The sequence below is a fragment of the Anaerocolumna jejuensis DSM 15929 genome (assembly GCF_900142215.1).
In the GTDB taxonomy this organism is placed as follows: domain Bacteria; phylum Bacillota; class Clostridia; order Lachnospirales; family Lachnospiraceae; genus Anaerocolumna; species Anaerocolumna jejuensis.
The window spans coordinates 354,013-371,662 of sequence record NZ_FRAC01000008.1 but is presented as its reverse complement, the minus strand read 5'-3'; the positions used below and the strand labels follow the sequence as shown (position 1 = coordinate 371,662).

Here is a 17,650-nt window from a genome sequence, read left to right as displayed (position 1 = left end):
TTTAAAATATATCAGTAATTACATTCAGCCTGTATTCCTTAACTGCCTTGCAGGCATATTCCATATGCTCATCCCAAATCTGAACCGGATTATGACAATCTGAGCCGACAATTACAGGTACAGAGGTCCCTGCTGCCTTTTCCCAGAATTTCGGGTGGGGGTATTGCAGGCGTTCTCCGTCGGTAAATTGATGAATGCCACGTCGGTATCCGTTGGCATTGTATTCTAAAATATAATTATTTGCTGCGGCTGCGGAGATTATAATGTCGCAGGCCATCTCACAGTTATCATCCCAGGGAAGGTCATTGACAAACATAATGTCAGGATGAGCAACAAACTTAAAATATCCGGTTGCCATACCATTCACGATGGAATTGGCATAATCGATGTATTGGACGGTGTCTGTAACAGAATAGATATTGATTGGACTGCCGGTATCCGTTACATAAAAGTGCTGTGCCAATGCCAGATAATCCAGTCGGTAATCAGCAAGTAATTCCTGATAATAGCCTTCATCCTTCGGATCATATTCGATTTCTAATCCGGAATAAATGGTTATTTCATTCATTTTCGTTCTTTTCAATTCGTTCACAGTATCAATATAAGGTTCCAGACTGCTAAAATCCATACGCAGGCCATAACGGTTATCCTTAAAGGGGCCGTGGTCTGAAAAGCCCAGAATGGATAATCCCTTATTAACAGCTTCCGTTACATAATCCAATTCTGTCCCAACGGCATGCTTGCAACGGTAGGTATGGGTATGAAAATTCGTACGCATTATTTTCCTTTCCAGGTAAATTTATTCATTATTTTGTACGAGGGTATGGTAGATATTATAGCATTTTCGGTTTTTATGTCAAGTTTTTTATGAATATGCACATATTAATTGACACAATGTGATTCTCTCTATACAATGTGTCTAGTGTGAATTATTGAAAAGCATAATTCACACACAAGATTGTGCCTGCGAAATCCTCGGCCCAATCTTGCGGCGCGTTGGGAAAGTGTGGTTGTTTGTGTGAAAATTAAAAAGCAATTTTCACACACAAGATTGTGCCTGCGAAATCCTCGGCCCAATCTTGCGGTGCGTTGGGACGGTATGGTTGTTTGTGTGAAAATTAAAAAGCAATTTTCACACACAAGATTGTGCCTGCGAAATCCTCGGCCCAATCTTGCGGTGCGTTGGGACGGTATGGTTGTTTGTGTGAAAATTAAAAAGCAATTTTCACACACAAGATTGTGCCTGCGAAATCCTCGGCCCAATCTTGCGGTGCGTTGGGACGGTATGGTTGTTTGTGTGAAAATTAAAAAGCAATTTTCACACACAAATTGTGCTTGCGAAATCCTCGGCACAAAATTGAGGTGCACTGAGAAAGGCATGAAGGTTAGAACGAAACCAGGCGAATGGAAGAATGGCGCGGGGACAGCAAACAGTGAAAGTAACAGAGGATTAAAAATATGCTGCAATATATTATACAAAAATTTCTGGATATGAAGTTTCGGAAGAAGCTTTTGATTTCCTATATTTTCTTAAGTGTCATCCCAATTACGGTATTGGGGCTGCACTCTTACCGGCAGGCGAAAGAACTCTTGCTTGAACAATCCCAGACCTCAATTAAACATTTGGTGACACAGGCAATGGGGCAGACGGACAGGAATATGAACAAGCTAATCAGCGTATCGGACTATATTTCCTTTGATGAAAATATTATCAATGTATTAAACAGCGATTACGAAGATACTGTCTATGATATGTATTATAACTTTACCAATATTGTAAAGCCTTTATTTAATTCCATGATGTACTTACAGCCGGATATCACCCAGGTGACGATTTATAACAGCGGCAATTTAGTGCGGCATGGAACAACGGTTTTACCGCTGGAAAATATAAATTCCCAGCCCTGGTTCCGCAACATTAAGGAAAACTATGAAAATACCTGGATATATGATAATGGCCGTATGTTTGTCATACGCAGATTAATCGGATATCAGAGTTCCAATTCCAATTATCTGTGCTTATACCTGAAAAATAAAAACCTGTTTAAAGAATTAAACCAGATTACGGACAATTATGGTCTGTATGTAGTGGATAACAGCGGACAGGCTGTCTATGCTTATGCGGATTTTAAGGGCAAAAATGGAAAGTATAAGCTTGAGTTGGAGCAATTATTGAAAAGCCCCAGGAATTACATTGTTACAAATCAGCTCTTAGGCGAATCGGACTGGAGAGTTATCTTTTATAAACCGGTAGCTACCTTACACTTTGATATAAGCAGTATCCTGAAAGCAGTGCTGTTTGCAATCGGCATATGTATTATTATGCTGCTGGCATTTAGTATGCTTTTCTCCAAACTCATCGTAAGCCGGATAGAATTGTTATCCCACCATATGAAAGCAATCGATGAAAATAATATGAAGAGCCTTATAACCAGCAATGGAAAAGATGAAATTGGGGAGCTGATGGTCAGCTTTAACCATATGATTCTAAAAATAGACACCCTGATAAATGAAGTCTACCAGAGTAAAATCCAGCAGAAAGAGGCAGAAATGATTGCCCTGCAGGCCCAAATCAATCCACATTTTCTCTATAATGTCCTGTCCTCCATCAATTGGAAGGCTATCATGATATCCGCTGAGGAAATCAGCAGAACCTCCCAGCTGCTTGCCAAGTTTTACCGCACTGCCTTGAACGGAGGCAATAATATCATAAGTGTCCGGGAGGAACTGGAAAACACAAAATCCTATATCGAAATACAGTCCATTCTCCATGAAGGCAGCTTTATTACTGTATATGATATTAATGAGGAGATTTACCGGTACGAGATAATAAAACTGCTCTTACAGCCCATTGCGGAAAATGCCATAGAGCATGGCCTTGATTGCAGAAAAAGCGGTGATAAAATATTGCATATTACTGCGGAAATATCTAACAATATTATTACATTCGCAATAGAGGACAATGGTCCCGGCATTGAGAAAGAAACGCTGCGGCAGCTCCTGGAGGTCAATTCCAAAGGTTACGGCCTTAAAAATGTAAATGAGCGGATTAAACTTTACTATGGTACGGAATACGGTGTAAACATTGTAAGCACTCCCGGGGTTGGGACATGTATAACCATAGCAGTACCAGCACATAAACAGGATGATATAAAAAATTGATAAGGCGGTTTTGAAAACATCATAAAATCTAAACATATATCTAAAAAATGTGATATTTACTCATTTCCTTTGTGCAATTATACTAATTAATAAGCAGAGGTGCTTAAGATTATTCTGTATGAGGGTACAGGAGATGAAAGGAGAATCAGGTATGAAAAGTAAAAAAGTGCGTTTCCTTCTGACGGGGATTTTAATCCTTGCCATGGTAATAGGAGGGGCAGGCTGCAGCAAGGAAAGTAATGGAGGGAATGTAACAAAGGATGTAAGCGGGGATACACCGAAATCAGAAACAGATAAGGACATGGAGGAAGCTAAGACAACACCTCTTGGTAAATACCCGAAAACCATAACCTATACAATGGCAAAGGAAACAACAGCAGAGGCCCGTATGGCGGAGGGGGATACATATGAAAATAATGGTTATACCAGATATCTGCTGGATAAATTGAATATACAAAATGAAAATGTCTTTGAAGCCAATACAACAACCGCTTACAAGCAAAAAGTTTCTTTGGCAATTGCAAGCGGTGAGCTGCCGGACATTATGATTGTAAATGATTTGTCGACCCTTGACCAGCTGGTGGAAAATGATCTGATTCAGGATTTGACAGATGTCCATAATAATTGTATGAGTGATAAAATCAAAGAAATCTATGATTCTTATAATGGAAGAATATGGGGTATGGTGACCTATGACGGAAAGATTATGGCTATTCCCGGCACTTCCATTGAAGGCAGCAACAAACTGCTCTGGCTTCGTAAGGACTGGATGGACAAACTGGGCCTTGCAGAGCCAAAAACATTAGAGGATGTAGAGCATATTTTAAGTGAGTTTGTTACAAAGGACCCTGGCGGGAACGGCAAAGGCAAAACAATTGGCTTGGTAGGCTTACCAACCATAGCCGGCAGCTACGGAGGTTCCTATACATGGGACCCGCTGTTTGCCTCTCTCTTTGCCTATCCCAAGCAATGGATGAAGAATGGTAATGGTGAAGTTTACTACGGTTCAACAGCACCGGAAATGAAGTCCGCCCTGGGTGTCTTATCCGACTGGTATTCCAAAGGATTAATTGACACACAGTTTGCAGTAAGAGAATACGATGATGTCACCTCTCTGATTGTAAATGGTACAGCAGGCGCTGCATTTGGACCCTGGTGGCTGCCAAGGGGAGATTCCTATGAAATGAATAAAGAAGCAGAGTGGGTTCCCTATGTATGCCCCCTTGATAAAAACGGGGAGTTGACTTATTATTCCCAAAACCCCTGCAGCAACTACATCGTAGTCAGAAAAGGCTTCGAATATCCGGAGATAACGGCTAAGAGCTTAAGCGTAATCTTTGATTACAACCGTTATCAGGACAGCAAAGACAATGAATTGACCAAGTATCAGACAGAAACAGGTGTCCATGCAATGGCAAATCCCTTAAGTATTAATGTGGACTATAATGACGCAGTTTCGATATCACATAAAAACTTACAGGATGCTCTGGATAAAAAAATAGACCCCAGTAACCTGATGAGCTTTGAATACGGTTTATATGAGACCATTTCCGGGTATCTGGCCGATCCTAAAAATGCCACCGGTGACCAGTGGAAGACCTATATGGCAAGGATGGTAGGTTCGGAAGCAGCTGATGATAGCAGATTGAAGGCCGTTGACCCTGTATTTTTTGGAACAACGGAAAGTATGTCTCTGAAATGGGGAATTTTACAGAAGCTGGAGGAAGAAGCCCTTCTGAAAATTGTTGTTGGTGACAAGCCCCTTGATTACTTTGATGAATTTGTAAGCTCATGGAAAGCACAGGGCGGTGAACAAATTACGAAGGAAGTCACAGACGCAGTCAATTCAAAATAATCACACTTAATTGCATACCGCAGACTTGTCTGCGGTACTGCCATAAATAATGGAATGTGAAAGTGCTTTTCTTTCACACCTGCTCCCGTTGCATACCGCAGACTTGTCTGCGGTACTGCCATAAATAATGGAATGTGAAAGTGCTTTTCTTTCACACCTATTCTATTTCAGCTAATGTCTGATGACATTAGCTGATTATATAATAAATGATATAAAAGGAAGAGGTTATAATGCTGAAGAACAAATACAAGCAGTTTAATTACCATTTGATGCTGCTGCCCGGAACTATCGTATTACTGATATTTTCTTATATTCCCATGCTGGGATTAGTGATGGCCTTTCAAAAATATGTTCCTGCAAAAGGATTTTTTAAATCCAAATGGGTCGGACTTGATAATATTATCTATATGATTAATCTGCCTGACAGTAAGCTTATTTTTGCAAATACCTTAATAATAGCTGTTCAAAAAATTGTAGTGGGCTTGATTGTTGCCATTGGTTTTGCACTTTTATTAAATGAAATACGTCTTAAGACTATGAAAAAGACCATACAGACCCTGGTGTACCTGCCCCATTTCCTGTCCTGGGTAGTTCTGGCAACGGTGGTCAGAAATATTTTTGATTATACCGGTCCCGTTAATTCTGTCATTCAGGCTTTGGGAGGGGATCCCATCATATTCCTTGCCAGCAATTCCTGGTTCAGACCCATCATGATCATAACTTCCACCTGGAAGGAATTCGGCTTTGATTCCGTAGTGTATCTTGCCGCTTTAACGGCAATTGACCCGGGCCTGTACGAAGCTGCCTCCCTGGATGGTGCCAACAGGTTCCATAAAATGATTCATGTTACATTGCCCGGCATTGCGCCTACCATAGTCCTCATGACGGCACTCAGTTTAGGAAAGGTTTTAAATGCCGGCTTTGACCAGATCTTTAATTTATATAATCCCCTGGTCTACGAAACTGCTGATATCATAGATACCTATGTGTATCGTATAGGACTGGTGGACATGCAGTATAGCCTTGCGACTGCCGTCGGATTAATGAAATCCGTAATTGGCTTTATTCTGATTATGTCCTCTAACCTGTTAGCGAAGAAATTCGCCAATTATCAGATTTTCTAGGGAAGGGAAAATAGATTATGAGTAAATATAGAAAGAAAAGTATCGGCGGAATACTCGCTGATTTTATTATCTGGATTGTGATTATTCTGTTTGCACTTGCCTGTCTGCTGCCGTTGGTCAACACAGTAGCGGTTTCCTTCAGTAATCAGGCAGCGGCTACGGGAAATATCGTTTGGTTCTGGCCCGTTGGTTTTAATTTGGCCTCCTATAGCAAAATACTGGAAGATGCTCAATTCTGGCGTTCGTTTTTTATATCGGTACTTCGGGTAGTGTTAGGAACGGCATTAAATTTAACCCTGGTTATCCTTATGGCTTATCCCTTGTCAAAGGCTAAAAATGAATTCAGGCAGCGTGATAAATATATGATGCTCTTAATGATTGCCATGCTGTTCAGCGGCGGTACAATACCTTTGTATATTACCGTTAAAAACCTGCATTTATTAAACAGTATCTGGGCATTGATATTACCCCATGCCGTACCTGTATTCGATGTAATATTGATGATGAATTTCTTTAAAGCGGTGCCCAAATCCCTGGATGAAGCAGCCACAGTTGACGGTGCCACTGTATGGCAGGTTCTGCTTAAAATATATTTGCCGGTTTCATTGCCTGCCATCGCCACCATAACCCTATTCTGTATTGTGACCCATTGGAACGATTATTTCAGCGGTCTGATTTACATTAATACGGCAACGAAATACCCCTTGCAGACATACATACAGCAGTTAACCGTTAATTTCTCAGAGATGTACAGTACCAATCCCGAAATGCTGGAAGAAATGGCAAAGCTGTCAAACAGGGCCATGAATTCCGCTAAGATAGTGGTATCCACTGTGCCGCTGCTGTTAATTTATCCGTTTTTACAACGCTATTTTGTAACCGGAATAGTAATGGGCTCAGTGAAGGAATAAGAATTGCAGGATTTTATCTATAAGCTTAGGATGGAAGGAAAATATCATGTATAAAGTTATAATTGTTGATGATGAACAGATAGAAAGACAGGGGATAGAATTTTTAATCAGACAGTACGGGGATTTATTTGAGACCGCCTCTGTTGAATCTTCGGAGGAGGTCCTGAAGCGATTAGAAACGGAAAACTATGATATATTATGCACTGATATCAAGATGCCTTTTATGGATGGCCTGGAGCTTTCCAAACATGCATTGGACCTGCAGCCAAAGCTTAAGATTATTATATTCAGTGCATATGGAGAATTTGGTTATGCCAAAACAGCAATAAATCTCGGCGTGTCGGATTATGTTTTAAAACCCGTTAATATTGATGAGTTTCAACAGGTTTTTGATAAAATCCTTCTGGAACTGGAAGAAGATGAAACGAAACGGAACTATGAGCGGGATTACCTTCTGCTCAATCTGTTAAACGGCATATTACCGGATAAGCTTCCTTTCACAAATAAAAGCAATATGCATATCGGTTATCTCAAGGAATACACCAGAATGCTCTTAATTGAGACCAGCGATAATTTCTTTGAAATATCCAATGAAATAATTGAAAAAGGCTTAAGAGAAAATCTTACCGCAAATTTTGATTACCTTAATATTAATCAGTATCAAAGTATTCTATTCCTGAAAAATTATAGGGCAGACCAGGAGGAGTTTGTACGGTTAGGGGAAAAGATATATGACTTTTTAAAAGAGGAGTATAAAACCCTTTGCTATATTGTACTCAGCAGGGAATTTAACAACTATACTCAAATTCCGGCAGAGTATGCGGCTTTTGAGGAAATACAGGAATCCAGGTTCTTTACAGGCAATACGCCTGTCATTTCCTATCCTTTAAAACAAAATGCTTCTTCGGAATATATGAGTGATTTGATAAGCCGTATCCATTACTATGCTACCATGAAGGATACTTACAGCCTGCGCCAATGTGTTCTGTATTTTTGCAGGCATTACCGCTACCGGCAGGGCTTTTCCAAAATGTATATGAATTATATTTTTTCCGAGATGCTGAAAGCTATCAGTGAAAATTTGCTGAGCGAATATGAGTTCAGCAGAGAAATGCAGCAGATATTAAAATGCAGCAGCTATGAAGAAATTATTGAAATCATGGAAAAAAGTATTGAAAAATTGGAAGTGAAGGAAAACGAACAGCAAAATAATAAAATTACGGATACTGTTATTCAGTATATCCACAACAATTACCAGCGGGATATTACCCTGGAAGAGCTGGCAAAGGAAGTGTATTTAACACCAAGCTATCTCAGTTATATTTTCAGAAAGAAAACAGGGACAACCCTGGTAAAATTTATCAAGGAATACAGAATGGAAAGGGCAAAAGAATATTTGGAAAATACAAACATGAAAATAGTCGATATCAGCAAACAAATCGGTTATACGAACTGCTCTTATTTTTGCCAGAACTTCCGCAGCGTTTATGGCATCAGCCCTGCTGCCTGCAGACAGATTAGCAAATAGGCAGCCGGGAATGCCATAGCAGGGAAGAGGAGGAGAAATAAATGCCTGAATTTTTAAGAGACTTAAATGCTCTGTCAACCTTTGTACGTTTATTGCTGGCGTTTATTTGCGGAGGAATACTTGGAATTGAACGCGGAAGAAAAAACAGGCCAGCGGGTTTTCGGACCTATATGCTGGTATGCGTGGGCTCTGCTTTGGTTATGATTACCAACCAGTACATTTCGGAAACCTATGCCAATGTAGACCCGTCCAGAATGGGGGCCCAGGTAGTCAGCGGCATCGGCTTTCTGGGGGCGGGTACAATTATTGTAACCGCACGTAACCGGGTCAAGGGACTGACCACGGCAGCCGGGCTTTGGGTTGCGGCCTGTGTCGGCCTTTCTATCGGAATAGGCTTTTATGCCGGAGCAATAATCGGCTGCCTCATGACTTTGTTTGTAATGTCCGTTTTGCATAAATTAGATAATCATGTGGCCGCTTCTACGAAAGTAATGGACCTTTATATAGAATTTGCCAGGCTTTCCTTTGTAGGAAGTTTTATTGAATATGTAAAACAGTACAATATGAAAATCAGCGACGTGGAAGTTACGAAATTTAAGCTTGCCGATAAGACGGAAGTTGCGGTATTACTTACACTTCGCCTGGAGAAGAAACAATCACATACGGATATTATACAGTTACTTAACAGTGCAGATGGTGTCCTGCTTGTAGAGGAAGTCTGATAAAATCGTTAAGCCTGAAGGCAATCAAATCCCTAAAGCAGCATTAATAGATGAAAAGATTACTCCTTATAATGATTTTCCCGATTGTCACAAATTATAGTTCTGTTATAAGAAAAATTTCAATGAGCTTTTATACAGCAATGAGACGGAATTCTCTGAATTCCGCCTCATTTATTGACTAAAGCTTTTTTTATTTTACATACCCGTATCCAGACTTGTTTTGGAAGTGACCGGAAGGGTGTGATAAGAATCTTTTACTTCCATTGTGTGAGCAGGCTTATTTTCCATATTTTTAACAGCTGTTGCAAGCATCAGCTTGATACGGTTCAACTGGTTAACTTCACTGGCACCGGGGTCATAATCCACAGCTACGATATTGGAGTCAGGATATCGCAGACGCAGCTCCTTAATAACACCTTTTCCTACGATGTGGTTAGGGAGGCAGGCAAAGGGCTGGGTGCACACAATATTGCTGACGCCGGAATGGATTAATTCAACCATTTCACCGGTTAAGAACCAGCCTTCACCGGTCTGGTTACCAACCGATACAATAGGAGAGGCGTAGTCAGCCAGGGTTTTTACCGGTACGGGAGGAGTAAAGCGTTTGCTCTTTTCAAAAGAAACCCGTGCTTCCTTCCTGCAAAGTTCAAGCGCTTGAATAAGGATGTTGCTTATTCTTGCCGCAGACTTTTTAAAGCCTAAATTTTCAGCCTTAAAGGTGGCGTTATGGAAGGAATACATAAAGAAGTCTAATAAATCCGGAACAACAGCTTCTGCTCCCTCTGCCTCCAATAATTCAACCAGATAGTTATTGGCGGCAGGAAGGAATTTAACTAAAATCTCACCTACAATACCGACTCTGGGCTTTTTGATATCCTTAAGAGGCAGGTTATCAAAGTCTTCGATGATGCCTCGGATATTTTTCTTAAATTCACCCCATTTGGCATTGGTTACGGATGCCTTGCACTTTTCATTCCATTTCTGGTGCAGGGCATTGGCGGAACCGGGAACCTCTTCGTAAGGCCTTGTGCGGTACAGTACCCTCATAAATACGTCGCCGTATACCAGAGCCTGAATAGCGCTCATAATCAGCTTAGGCGTATATTTCATACCCGGATTCTTTTCAAGTCCGGTCACGCTTAAGGATATGACAGGAATCTGGGTCATGCCTGCCTTTGCAAGGGCTCTTCGGATAAAGTTAATATAGTTGGTCGCACGGCAGCCTCCGCCTGTCTGGGTAATCATAACGGCTACCTTATTCAAGTCGTATTTTCCGGAGAGGAGTGCATCCATAATCTGTCCGACTACCATGAGAGAAGGGTAGCAGGCATCATTATTAACATATTTTAAGCCTACGTCCACTGCGGAATGGTTATCATTGGGAAGTATCTCAACATTATAGCCGCCGGACTTTAAGGCACTTTGCAGGATATCAAAGTGAATGGGTGACATCTGGGGGCAAAGAAGCGTGTAATTCTTACGCATTTCCTCGGTAAATACAACTCTGGTATGAGCATCTGAGGCAATCGGTACATCACAGGAGAGCTTCTTTCTGTCTCTGTCGCTGACAGCGGATAAAAGAGAACGGATTCTGATTCTGGCAGCTCCTAAATTATTTACCTCATCTATTTTTAATACGGTATAAATCTTACCGGATTTGGTTAGAATATCATTAACCATATCAGTTGTAACAGCATCCAGACCGCAGCCGAAGGAGTTTAACTGAATCAATTCCAGACTGGGCACTGTCTTTGCGTAGGCAGCCGCTGCATAAAGCCTGGAGTGATACATCCATTGGTCAACTGCCACAAGAGGTCTGTCGACCTTTCCCAGGTGGGAAACGGAATCCTCTGTCAATACGGCAACACCGTAAGAGTTAATCAGTTCGGGAATACCATGATTGATTTCGGGATCAATATGGTAGGGGCGGCCGGCTAAAATGATGCCTTTCTTACCGGTTTCTTTAAGGTAGGCAACGGTTTCCTCCCCTTTTCTTTGAATGTCGATTCTCTTGGCTTCCAGTTCAGCCCAGGCCTTATGTGAGGCAGCCTTTACTTCCTTGGCGGAAGCATCATTAATGCCCTTCATAACGGTAACCAGGCGGTTGGTCAGGATTTCTTCATTTTCAAAGGACATAAAGGGATTCTCGTAACGTATGTTATCACTTCTCAGTTCTTCTACATTGTTCTTGATATTTTCACTGTAGGAGGCAACAATAGGGCAATTATAATGGTTATTGGCACCGGGCACCTCACAGCGTTCATAAGGAACACTTGGATAGAAGATAAAATCTACGCCCTGCTTGATCAGCCACATGATATGTCCGTGGGCAAGCTTTGCAGGGTAGCATTCCGATTCGCTGGGAATGGATTCGATACCCATCTCATAAATCTTCCTGGTGGATTCAGGTGAGAGGATTACACGGTATCCAAGCTCTGTAAAAAAGGTGAACCAGAAGGGATAATTCTCATACATATTAAGGACTCTTGGTATTCCCACGACACCTCTTGGAGCTTTATCCTCAGCAAGGGGCTCATAGGAGAAGAGGGATTTCAATTTATAATCAAATAAATTCGGTACGTTTTCTTTGTTCTTTACCTTGCCAAGACCTTTCTCACAGCGGTTACCGCTGATAAACTGCCTTCCGCCGGTAAAACGGTTGATGGTAAGACGGCAGTTATTCGTACAGCCCTTGCATCTGGCCATGGAGGATTCAATGGTCAATTCGTTGATTTTATCAAGGGACAGCAGGGTGGTTTCCTCGCCCTGATAATGCTCCCTGGCAATCAGCGCTGCGCCAAAGGCACCCATGATTCCCGCAATATCCGGTCTTACAGGCTCGCAGCCGGTAAGAAGTTCGAAGCTTCTTAAAACTGCTTCATTATAGAAGGTACCGCCCTGTACGACTACATGCTCGCCCAGGTCCTTGGGGTCCGTAATCTTGATAACCTTAAAAATAGCATTTTTGATAACGGAATAAGCCAGACCGGAGGAGATATCTGCTACCTGTGCCCCTTCCTTTTGTGCTTGTTTCACTTTGGAATTCATGAACACAGTACATCTGGAGCCTAAGTCAACAGGATTTTTGGCAAAGAGGGCAACCTCGGCAAAGTCAGCTACTTCATAATTTAAGGATTTGGCAAAGGTCTCAATAAAGGAACCGCAGCCGGAGGAGCAGGCTTCATTTAACTGGACACTGTCCACGGAGCTGTTCTTGATCTTAATGCATTTCATATCCTGTCCGCCGATATCCAGGATGCAGTCCACCTTTGGCTCAAAAAAGGCGGCAGCATAGTAGTGGGCAACGGTTTCCACCTCTCCTTCATCCAGCATAAGAGCGGACTTTAAGAGAGCTTCACCATAGCCGGTGGAGCAGGAACGGACTATTCTGACTTCTTTGGGAAGTAGGGAATAGATTTCTTTTACTGCTTTTATGGCGGTCTTTAAAGGGCTGCCGTTATTATTGCTGTAGAAGGAATAAAGAAGGGTTCCGTCATCCCCTACAACTGCAATTTTAGTAGTGGTGGAACCGGCATCAATGCCCAGGAAGCAGTCACCTTTATAGGTCTTTAGATCACCTTTTTTAACGGCTTGTCTGGAATGACGCTCCTTAAATTCCTGATAATCTTTATCATCCTTAAACAGGGGAGCCATGCGGTTTACTTCAAAATCCATGGTAATTCCCTGGTGAAGCTTCTGGATAATATCATCAAGGGTGGCAACCGTATCGTACTTGGTGTTCATGGCAGCGCCTACGGCTGCAAAGAGATGGGAATGCTCAGGAGCAATTATCTGATCTTCCGTAAGATTCAGTGTGCGGATAAACGCGTTCTTCAGCTCAGTTAAGAAATGTAAGGGTCCCCCAAGAAAAGCTACATTTCCCCGGATGGGTTTGCCGCAGGCCAGACCGCTGATGGTCTGATTTACCACTGCCTGAAAAATGGAAGCGGAAAGATCCGGTTTTGTAGCCCCTTCATTAATTAACGGCTGGATATCCGATTTGGCGAATACGCCGCATCTGGCAGCTATGGGATAAATGGCTTTATATTCTTTGGCATATTCATTAAGACCGGAAGCGTCCGTATTCAAGAGAGTAGCCATCTGGTCTATAAAGGAGCCGGTACCCCCTGCGCAGATACCGTTCATCCTCTGCTCTATTCCGCCTGTAAAATATATAATCTTGGCATCTTCACCGCCAAGTTCGATTGCTACATCGGTTTTTGGAGCATAATCCTGAAGGGAAGTAGATACGGCGACAACCTCCTGGATAAAAGGAATACCAAGATGCTTTGATATGGTAAGGCCACCGGAACCAGTTATCATGGGCGCTACTTCCATATTACCCAGCTGTTCCTTCGCGTTGGTCAGCAGCTTGGCTAGGGTTTCCTGAATATTGGCAAAATGCCGCTCATATTCAGAGAAGAGGATTTTGTTTTCTGTATTTAATACCGCAATTTTAACGGTAGTGGAGCCAATATCGATTCCTAAAGTGAATGGTTTTTTATAATCGCTCAAACGTTTTACCTCCTTACAAGAATTGTAACACTATAGTATATGAGATGATTGTAAAATGATTACAAAGTCCTATAGCGTAATTCCGCTAAGCTATATTATACGACACAAAAATAGGAAGTTCAACACCGGAATTTTTTTGGCTTACTATTAATGGGAATTTATAGTAAGTTTTGAGAGAGAAAAAACAATATTTGGAACAATGGAAGCTCTTTGATAATATAATATAAGGAAGAGAAACGTAACCGGCTCGGGTCTGTTGCGGGAAAAGAGACTATTAGGTGAAGAACGTGAAAGGAATGAGCACAAATTTCAGAGAATACAGTTGTATGAATTATGTAATCGGGCAGGGGGATTCCCTCTATAGCATCAGCAGAGAGTATAATGTCCCGCTGCCTCTGATTTTAAGACTAAATCCCTTTGTAGACATATATAATCTTCAGGTAGGCGATGAAATCTGTATTCCGGTTGTTGAGGGTGCCACTCAGGAGAATGTATTTGAGTATATGGTGGAGGAAGGCGATTCCATACAATCAATTTTAGATAAATTTGGAATAGACATTGAGGATATCATCAGGAATAACGGTTTAAATTCCATCATGCTTTTACCGGGAACTACGCTTAATATTCCCAATGATATTGTATAAGGGCCTCTATACTTTGGCAGAAGGTGCTGAATAATGCAGGTTTCATTCAAAGAAGGTGTGAAGGAAAAACACCTTCTTTGAATGAAACCTGCATATTCTCCACCCTGTATTTTTTTCATACATAATTTCAGCTTAAAATACCAATCATAGGAATATCTCCTGATACAGTTAGAATTATTGAGGGATATCCCGGTACCTGTTTTGTGGTCTTCATAAAAATTTCACCTTTCTTTTCAAGATTTTTATTTGACATTAAATATGAGAAAACATATAATGTAGTGGACACCAAATGACAATAAACAAAGGATGCCAATGGTATCAATTTTAGAGAAAGGACGTAAACACCGTATGGAAGCGGGACCCAGTTGTAAGTACCGACGATTAAAACAAAATAACGCACTGTACGGGGCAGTTTAGGTCTATAACTTCTTCTGCTTTGCTGTGCAGTAGAAGGAGTGTATCATGATTGAGATTTTAAAGACATTTGAGGACGGAATACATTATCTTGATAGCATTGAGACAGGATGCTGGGTGGTTATGACAGACCCATCAGCAACGGAGTTGCTGGAAATATCGGAGAGATGCCATATTGACATTGACCACTTAAGAGCGCCTTTGGATGAAGAGGAACGCTCAAGAATTGAAGTGGAGGATGATTATACCCTGATTTTAGTGGACATCCCCACGATGGAAGAGAGAAATGATAAGGACAGGTATGTTACAATACCACTTGCTATAATAGTAGCAAAAGATATGATTATTACGGTATGCCTGGAAGAAACCAAGGTTTTAAAAGGCTTCATGGACGGCAGGGTAAGAGATTTTTATACCTTTAAGAAAACAAGGTTCATACTTCAGATTCTGTATAAAAATGCTTCAGTATTCTTACAGTACTTAAGGATTATTGACAGAAGAAGTGAACAGATAGAACATAAATTGCACATTTCAACAAAGAACAGCGAATTGATTGACCTTTTGGAACTGGAAAAAAGTCTCGTGTACTTTACTACTTCCCTGCGGTCCAATGAAGTAGTATTGGAAAAAATGCTCAAGATAGACACTATCAAGCAATATCCGGAGGATACGGAGCTGCTGGAGGATGTCATCATAGAGAATAAGCAGGCTATTGAGATGGCTAATATATACAGCGGGATTTTAAGCGGAACCATGGATGCTTTTGCTTCCGTAATATCCAATAATCTGAATATCGTAATGAAATTTTTAGCAACGGTCACCATTGTAATGTCAGTTCCCACCATGATTGCAAGCTTTTTCGGAATGAATGTAGGCGGGATGCCTTTTTTGAATAAGTCCTATGGATTTGTTACTATTATTATTATTACCCTTCTTGTGACCTCTGTTATTGCTATGGTATTCCGTAAGAAAGATTTGTTTTAGGAATAATTAAAGGGATGTGAATGAATGAATTTTTTGAATAAGCTGGAACGCAAGTTCGGCAGATATGCAATCCATAACCTGATGCTCTATGTGTCCATTCTCTATGCTACAGGTTTTATAGTCAATCAGATAAATCCCCAGTTCTATCAGGAATATCTGATGCTTGATATTCAAAAGCTGCTCCAGGGACAGGTATGGAGAATCGTTACCTTTTTAATTCAGCCGCAGTTTGGTAACCTGTTATTTGCTGCTATCGGTATCTATTTTTATTATATGATTGGCTCGGCACTGGAGAATACCTGGGGGGCATTTCGCTTCAACCTGTATTATCTCAGCGGCCTGCTGTTAAATGTACTGGCGGTGGTTGTAAACTATCTGGTTACAGGTGTCAGTGTGCCTCTTGGCATGGATTATATCAATTATGCCATGTTCCTGGCTTTTGCCACCCTGTACCCGAATACACAGGTGCTTTTTTTCTTCATAATACCTATCAAGATCAAGTACCTGGCTTATTTGGATGCGGCTTTTATCGGACTGCAGTTAGTGCAGGCAATTGCTGCCGGTGAGTATTTCCTGGCTGTTGCAATTGTTTTGGCTCTTGGCAATTTCCTGTTATATTTCTTTTCCGGCAGAAATTACAAAAGGTTTTCACCCAATGAGGTCAAGCGGAAGAGGCAGTTCAAGAGTCAGGTGAAAAGCGGTGAGAAGGGCAGCAATGTAGTGGACTTCAACGGAAGAAGGCAGGTTACCCGCCATAAATGTGCAGTCTGCGGAAGAACGGAGCTTGACGATGAGAATCTGGAATTCAGGTTCTGTTCCAAATGTGACGGAAATTATGAGTATTGCATGGATCATTTATTTACCCATGAACATGTTAAGAAACCGGGAAATGACAATCATTAAATTATAAATAAAAATGAGACAGGCAGATATGAGGCAGGAACTGAAATATCTGTCTGTTTTCTTAGAAATGGAGGAAATTATGGCGTTATTGCATGTGGATTTTTTTTCCGATGTACTTGGAATGTGTATGCAGATGGATGTTATTCTGCCTCAGCAGACAAAGGGACAGATTGGTATGGAGGGAAAAGGAAATAAAGGAAAAATCCCCACCCTGTATCTGCTTCACGGAATGAGCGATGACCATACTATCTGGCAGAGAAGAACTTCAATCGAACGTTATGTAAGTGATTTGGGAATAGCTGTTGTCATGCCCACGACCCATCTTGGCTGGTATACCGATATGGCATGGGGCAACCGCTATTGGACCTTTATCTCAAAGGAACTGCCTGAAATCTGCCGTTCCTTCTTTGCGAATTTATCCGACCGAAGAGAGGATACCTTTGCAGCAGGATTGTCTATGGGCGGTTATGGCGCCATGAAGCTTGGACTTTCAGCATCTGAAACATTCGGTATGGCTGCGTCCCTTTCAGGAGGCCTGGATGTGGCAACTGTCAGCGGATGGGGTAAAACAGAAGAAGAAAAGCGCTACTGGCAGAGTGTCTTTGGAGACCTTGATAAGGTAGAGAATGGCTCCAACGATTTATTTGCAGAAGCAGCCAGATTAAAAGAATCCGGTAAGCCTCTCCCGAAGCTCTACATGTGGTGCGGTACGGAGGATTTTCTCTATGAGCAGAATGTGCATATGAAGGAGCATCTTACGAAGCTTGGTTACGAGCTGACCTATGAAGAATCACCGGGCGATCATCAGTGGAAATATTGGGATGAAAAGATTCAAAGTGTCTTGGAATGGATAATGAAAAACAGGAATAATTGATTTTAGGAGGAACC

Annotated in this window: 12 protein-coding genes; 10 read left to right on the top strand and 2 right to left on the bottom strand. The window is 41.5% G+C overall.

Annotated features, from left to right (window positions below; genetic code table 11):
- Nucleotide 1 precedes the first annotated feature (1 nt).
- The gene (locus tag BUB77_RS07790) at nucleotides 2-778 is read right to left on the bottom strand and encodes a histidinol-phosphatase (RefSeq protein ID WP_170866612.1); all 777 of its coding nucleotides are present in this window, start codon (nucleotides 776-778) and stop codon (nucleotides 2-4) included.
- A 680-nt stretch (nucleotides 779-1,458) separates the two neighbouring features.
- On the opposite strand from BUB77_RS07790, the gene BUB77_RS07785 reads away from it, so the two are divergent.
- The 6 genes from BUB77_RS07785 (at nucleotide 1,459) to BUB77_RS07760 (ending at nucleotide 9,302) form a co-directional block, all read left to right on the top strand.
- The gene (locus BUB77_RS07785; RefSeq protein ID WP_073274482.1) at nucleotides 1,459-3,162 is read left to right on the top strand and encodes a sensor histidine kinase; all 1,704 of its coding nucleotides are present in this window, start codon (nucleotides 1,459-1,461) and stop codon (nucleotides 3,160-3,162) included.
- A gap of 151 nt (nucleotides 3,163-3,313) precedes the next feature.
- Nucleotides 3,314-5,017, top strand: coding sequence for an extracellular solute-binding protein (locus BUB77_RS07780; RefSeq protein WP_170866611.1), 1,704 nt, complete (start codon nucleotides 3,314-3,316; stop codon nucleotides 5,015-5,017).
- A gap of 230 nt (nucleotides 5,018-5,247) precedes the next feature.
- Entirely contained in the window at nucleotides 5,248-6,141 is an 894-nt protein-coding gene (locus tag BUB77_RS07775; protein ID WP_073274478.1) for an ABC transporter permease, read from the top strand.
- A 17-nt stretch (nucleotides 6,142-6,158) separates the two neighbouring features.
- A complete protein-coding gene (locus tag BUB77_RS07770; protein ID WP_073274476.1) occupies nucleotides 6,159-7,052 on the top strand; it encodes a carbohydrate ABC transporter permease in 894 nt (297 codons plus the stop codon).
- Between the two features lie 46 nt (nucleotides 7,053-7,098).
- Nucleotides 7,099-8,580 carry a response regulator gene (locus BUB77_RS07765; protein WP_073274474.1) on the top strand — a complete coding sequence of 494 codons (1,482 nt, stop codon included), beginning with the start codon at nucleotides 7,099-7,101 and terminating at the stop codon, nucleotides 8,578-8,580.
- Nucleotides 8,581-8,621: 41 nt separating this feature from the next.
- A complete protein-coding gene (locus BUB77_RS07760; RefSeq protein ID WP_073274472.1) occupies nucleotides 8,622-9,302 on the top strand; it encodes an MgtC/SapB family protein in 681 nt (226 codons plus the stop codon).
- Nucleotides 9,303-9,497: 195 nt separating this feature from the next.
- Here BUB77_RS07760 and BUB77_RS07755 read toward each other — a convergent pair whose 3' ends face one another.
- A complete protein-coding gene (locus BUB77_RS07755; protein WP_084123988.1) occupies nucleotides 9,498-13,817 on the bottom strand; it encodes a 2-hydroxyacyl-CoA dehydratase in 4,320 nt (1,439 codons plus the stop codon).
- Between the two features lie 278 nt (nucleotides 13,818-14,095).
- Here BUB77_RS07755 and BUB77_RS07750 point away from each other — a divergent pair, with 278 nt between their 5' ends.
- The 4 genes from BUB77_RS07750 to BUB77_RS07735 all read left to right on the top strand — a co-directional run bounded on the left by BUB77_RS07750 (nucleotide 14,096) and on the right by BUB77_RS07735 (nucleotide 17,636).
- Nucleotides 14,096-14,461, top strand: a complete 366-nt coding sequence (locus BUB77_RS07750; protein WP_084123987.1) for a LysM peptidoglycan-binding domain-containing protein — start codon at nucleotides 14,096-14,098, stop codon at nucleotides 14,459-14,461.
- Nucleotides 14,462-14,923: 462 nt separating this feature from the next.
- On the top strand, nucleotides 14,924-15,859 hold the full coding sequence (locus BUB77_RS07745) for a magnesium transporter CorA family protein (protein ID WP_073274470.1): 936 nt from the start codon (nucleotides 14,924-14,926) through the stop codon (nucleotides 15,857-15,859).
- Between the two features lie 24 nt (nucleotides 15,860-15,883).
- Complete coding sequence (locus tag BUB77_RS07740) at nucleotides 15,884-16,762, top strand: flotillin family protein (RefSeq protein WP_073274469.1); 879 nt, start codon at nucleotides 15,884-15,886, stop codon at nucleotides 16,760-16,762.
- Between the two features lie 79 nt (nucleotides 16,763-16,841).
- Nucleotides 16,842-17,636 carry an alpha/beta hydrolase gene (locus tag BUB77_RS07735; RefSeq protein WP_073274623.1) on the top strand — a complete coding sequence of 265 codons (795 nt, stop codon included), beginning with the start codon at nucleotides 16,842-16,844 and terminating at the stop codon, nucleotides 17,634-17,636.
- Nucleotides 17,637-17,650: the final 14 nt, after the last annotated feature.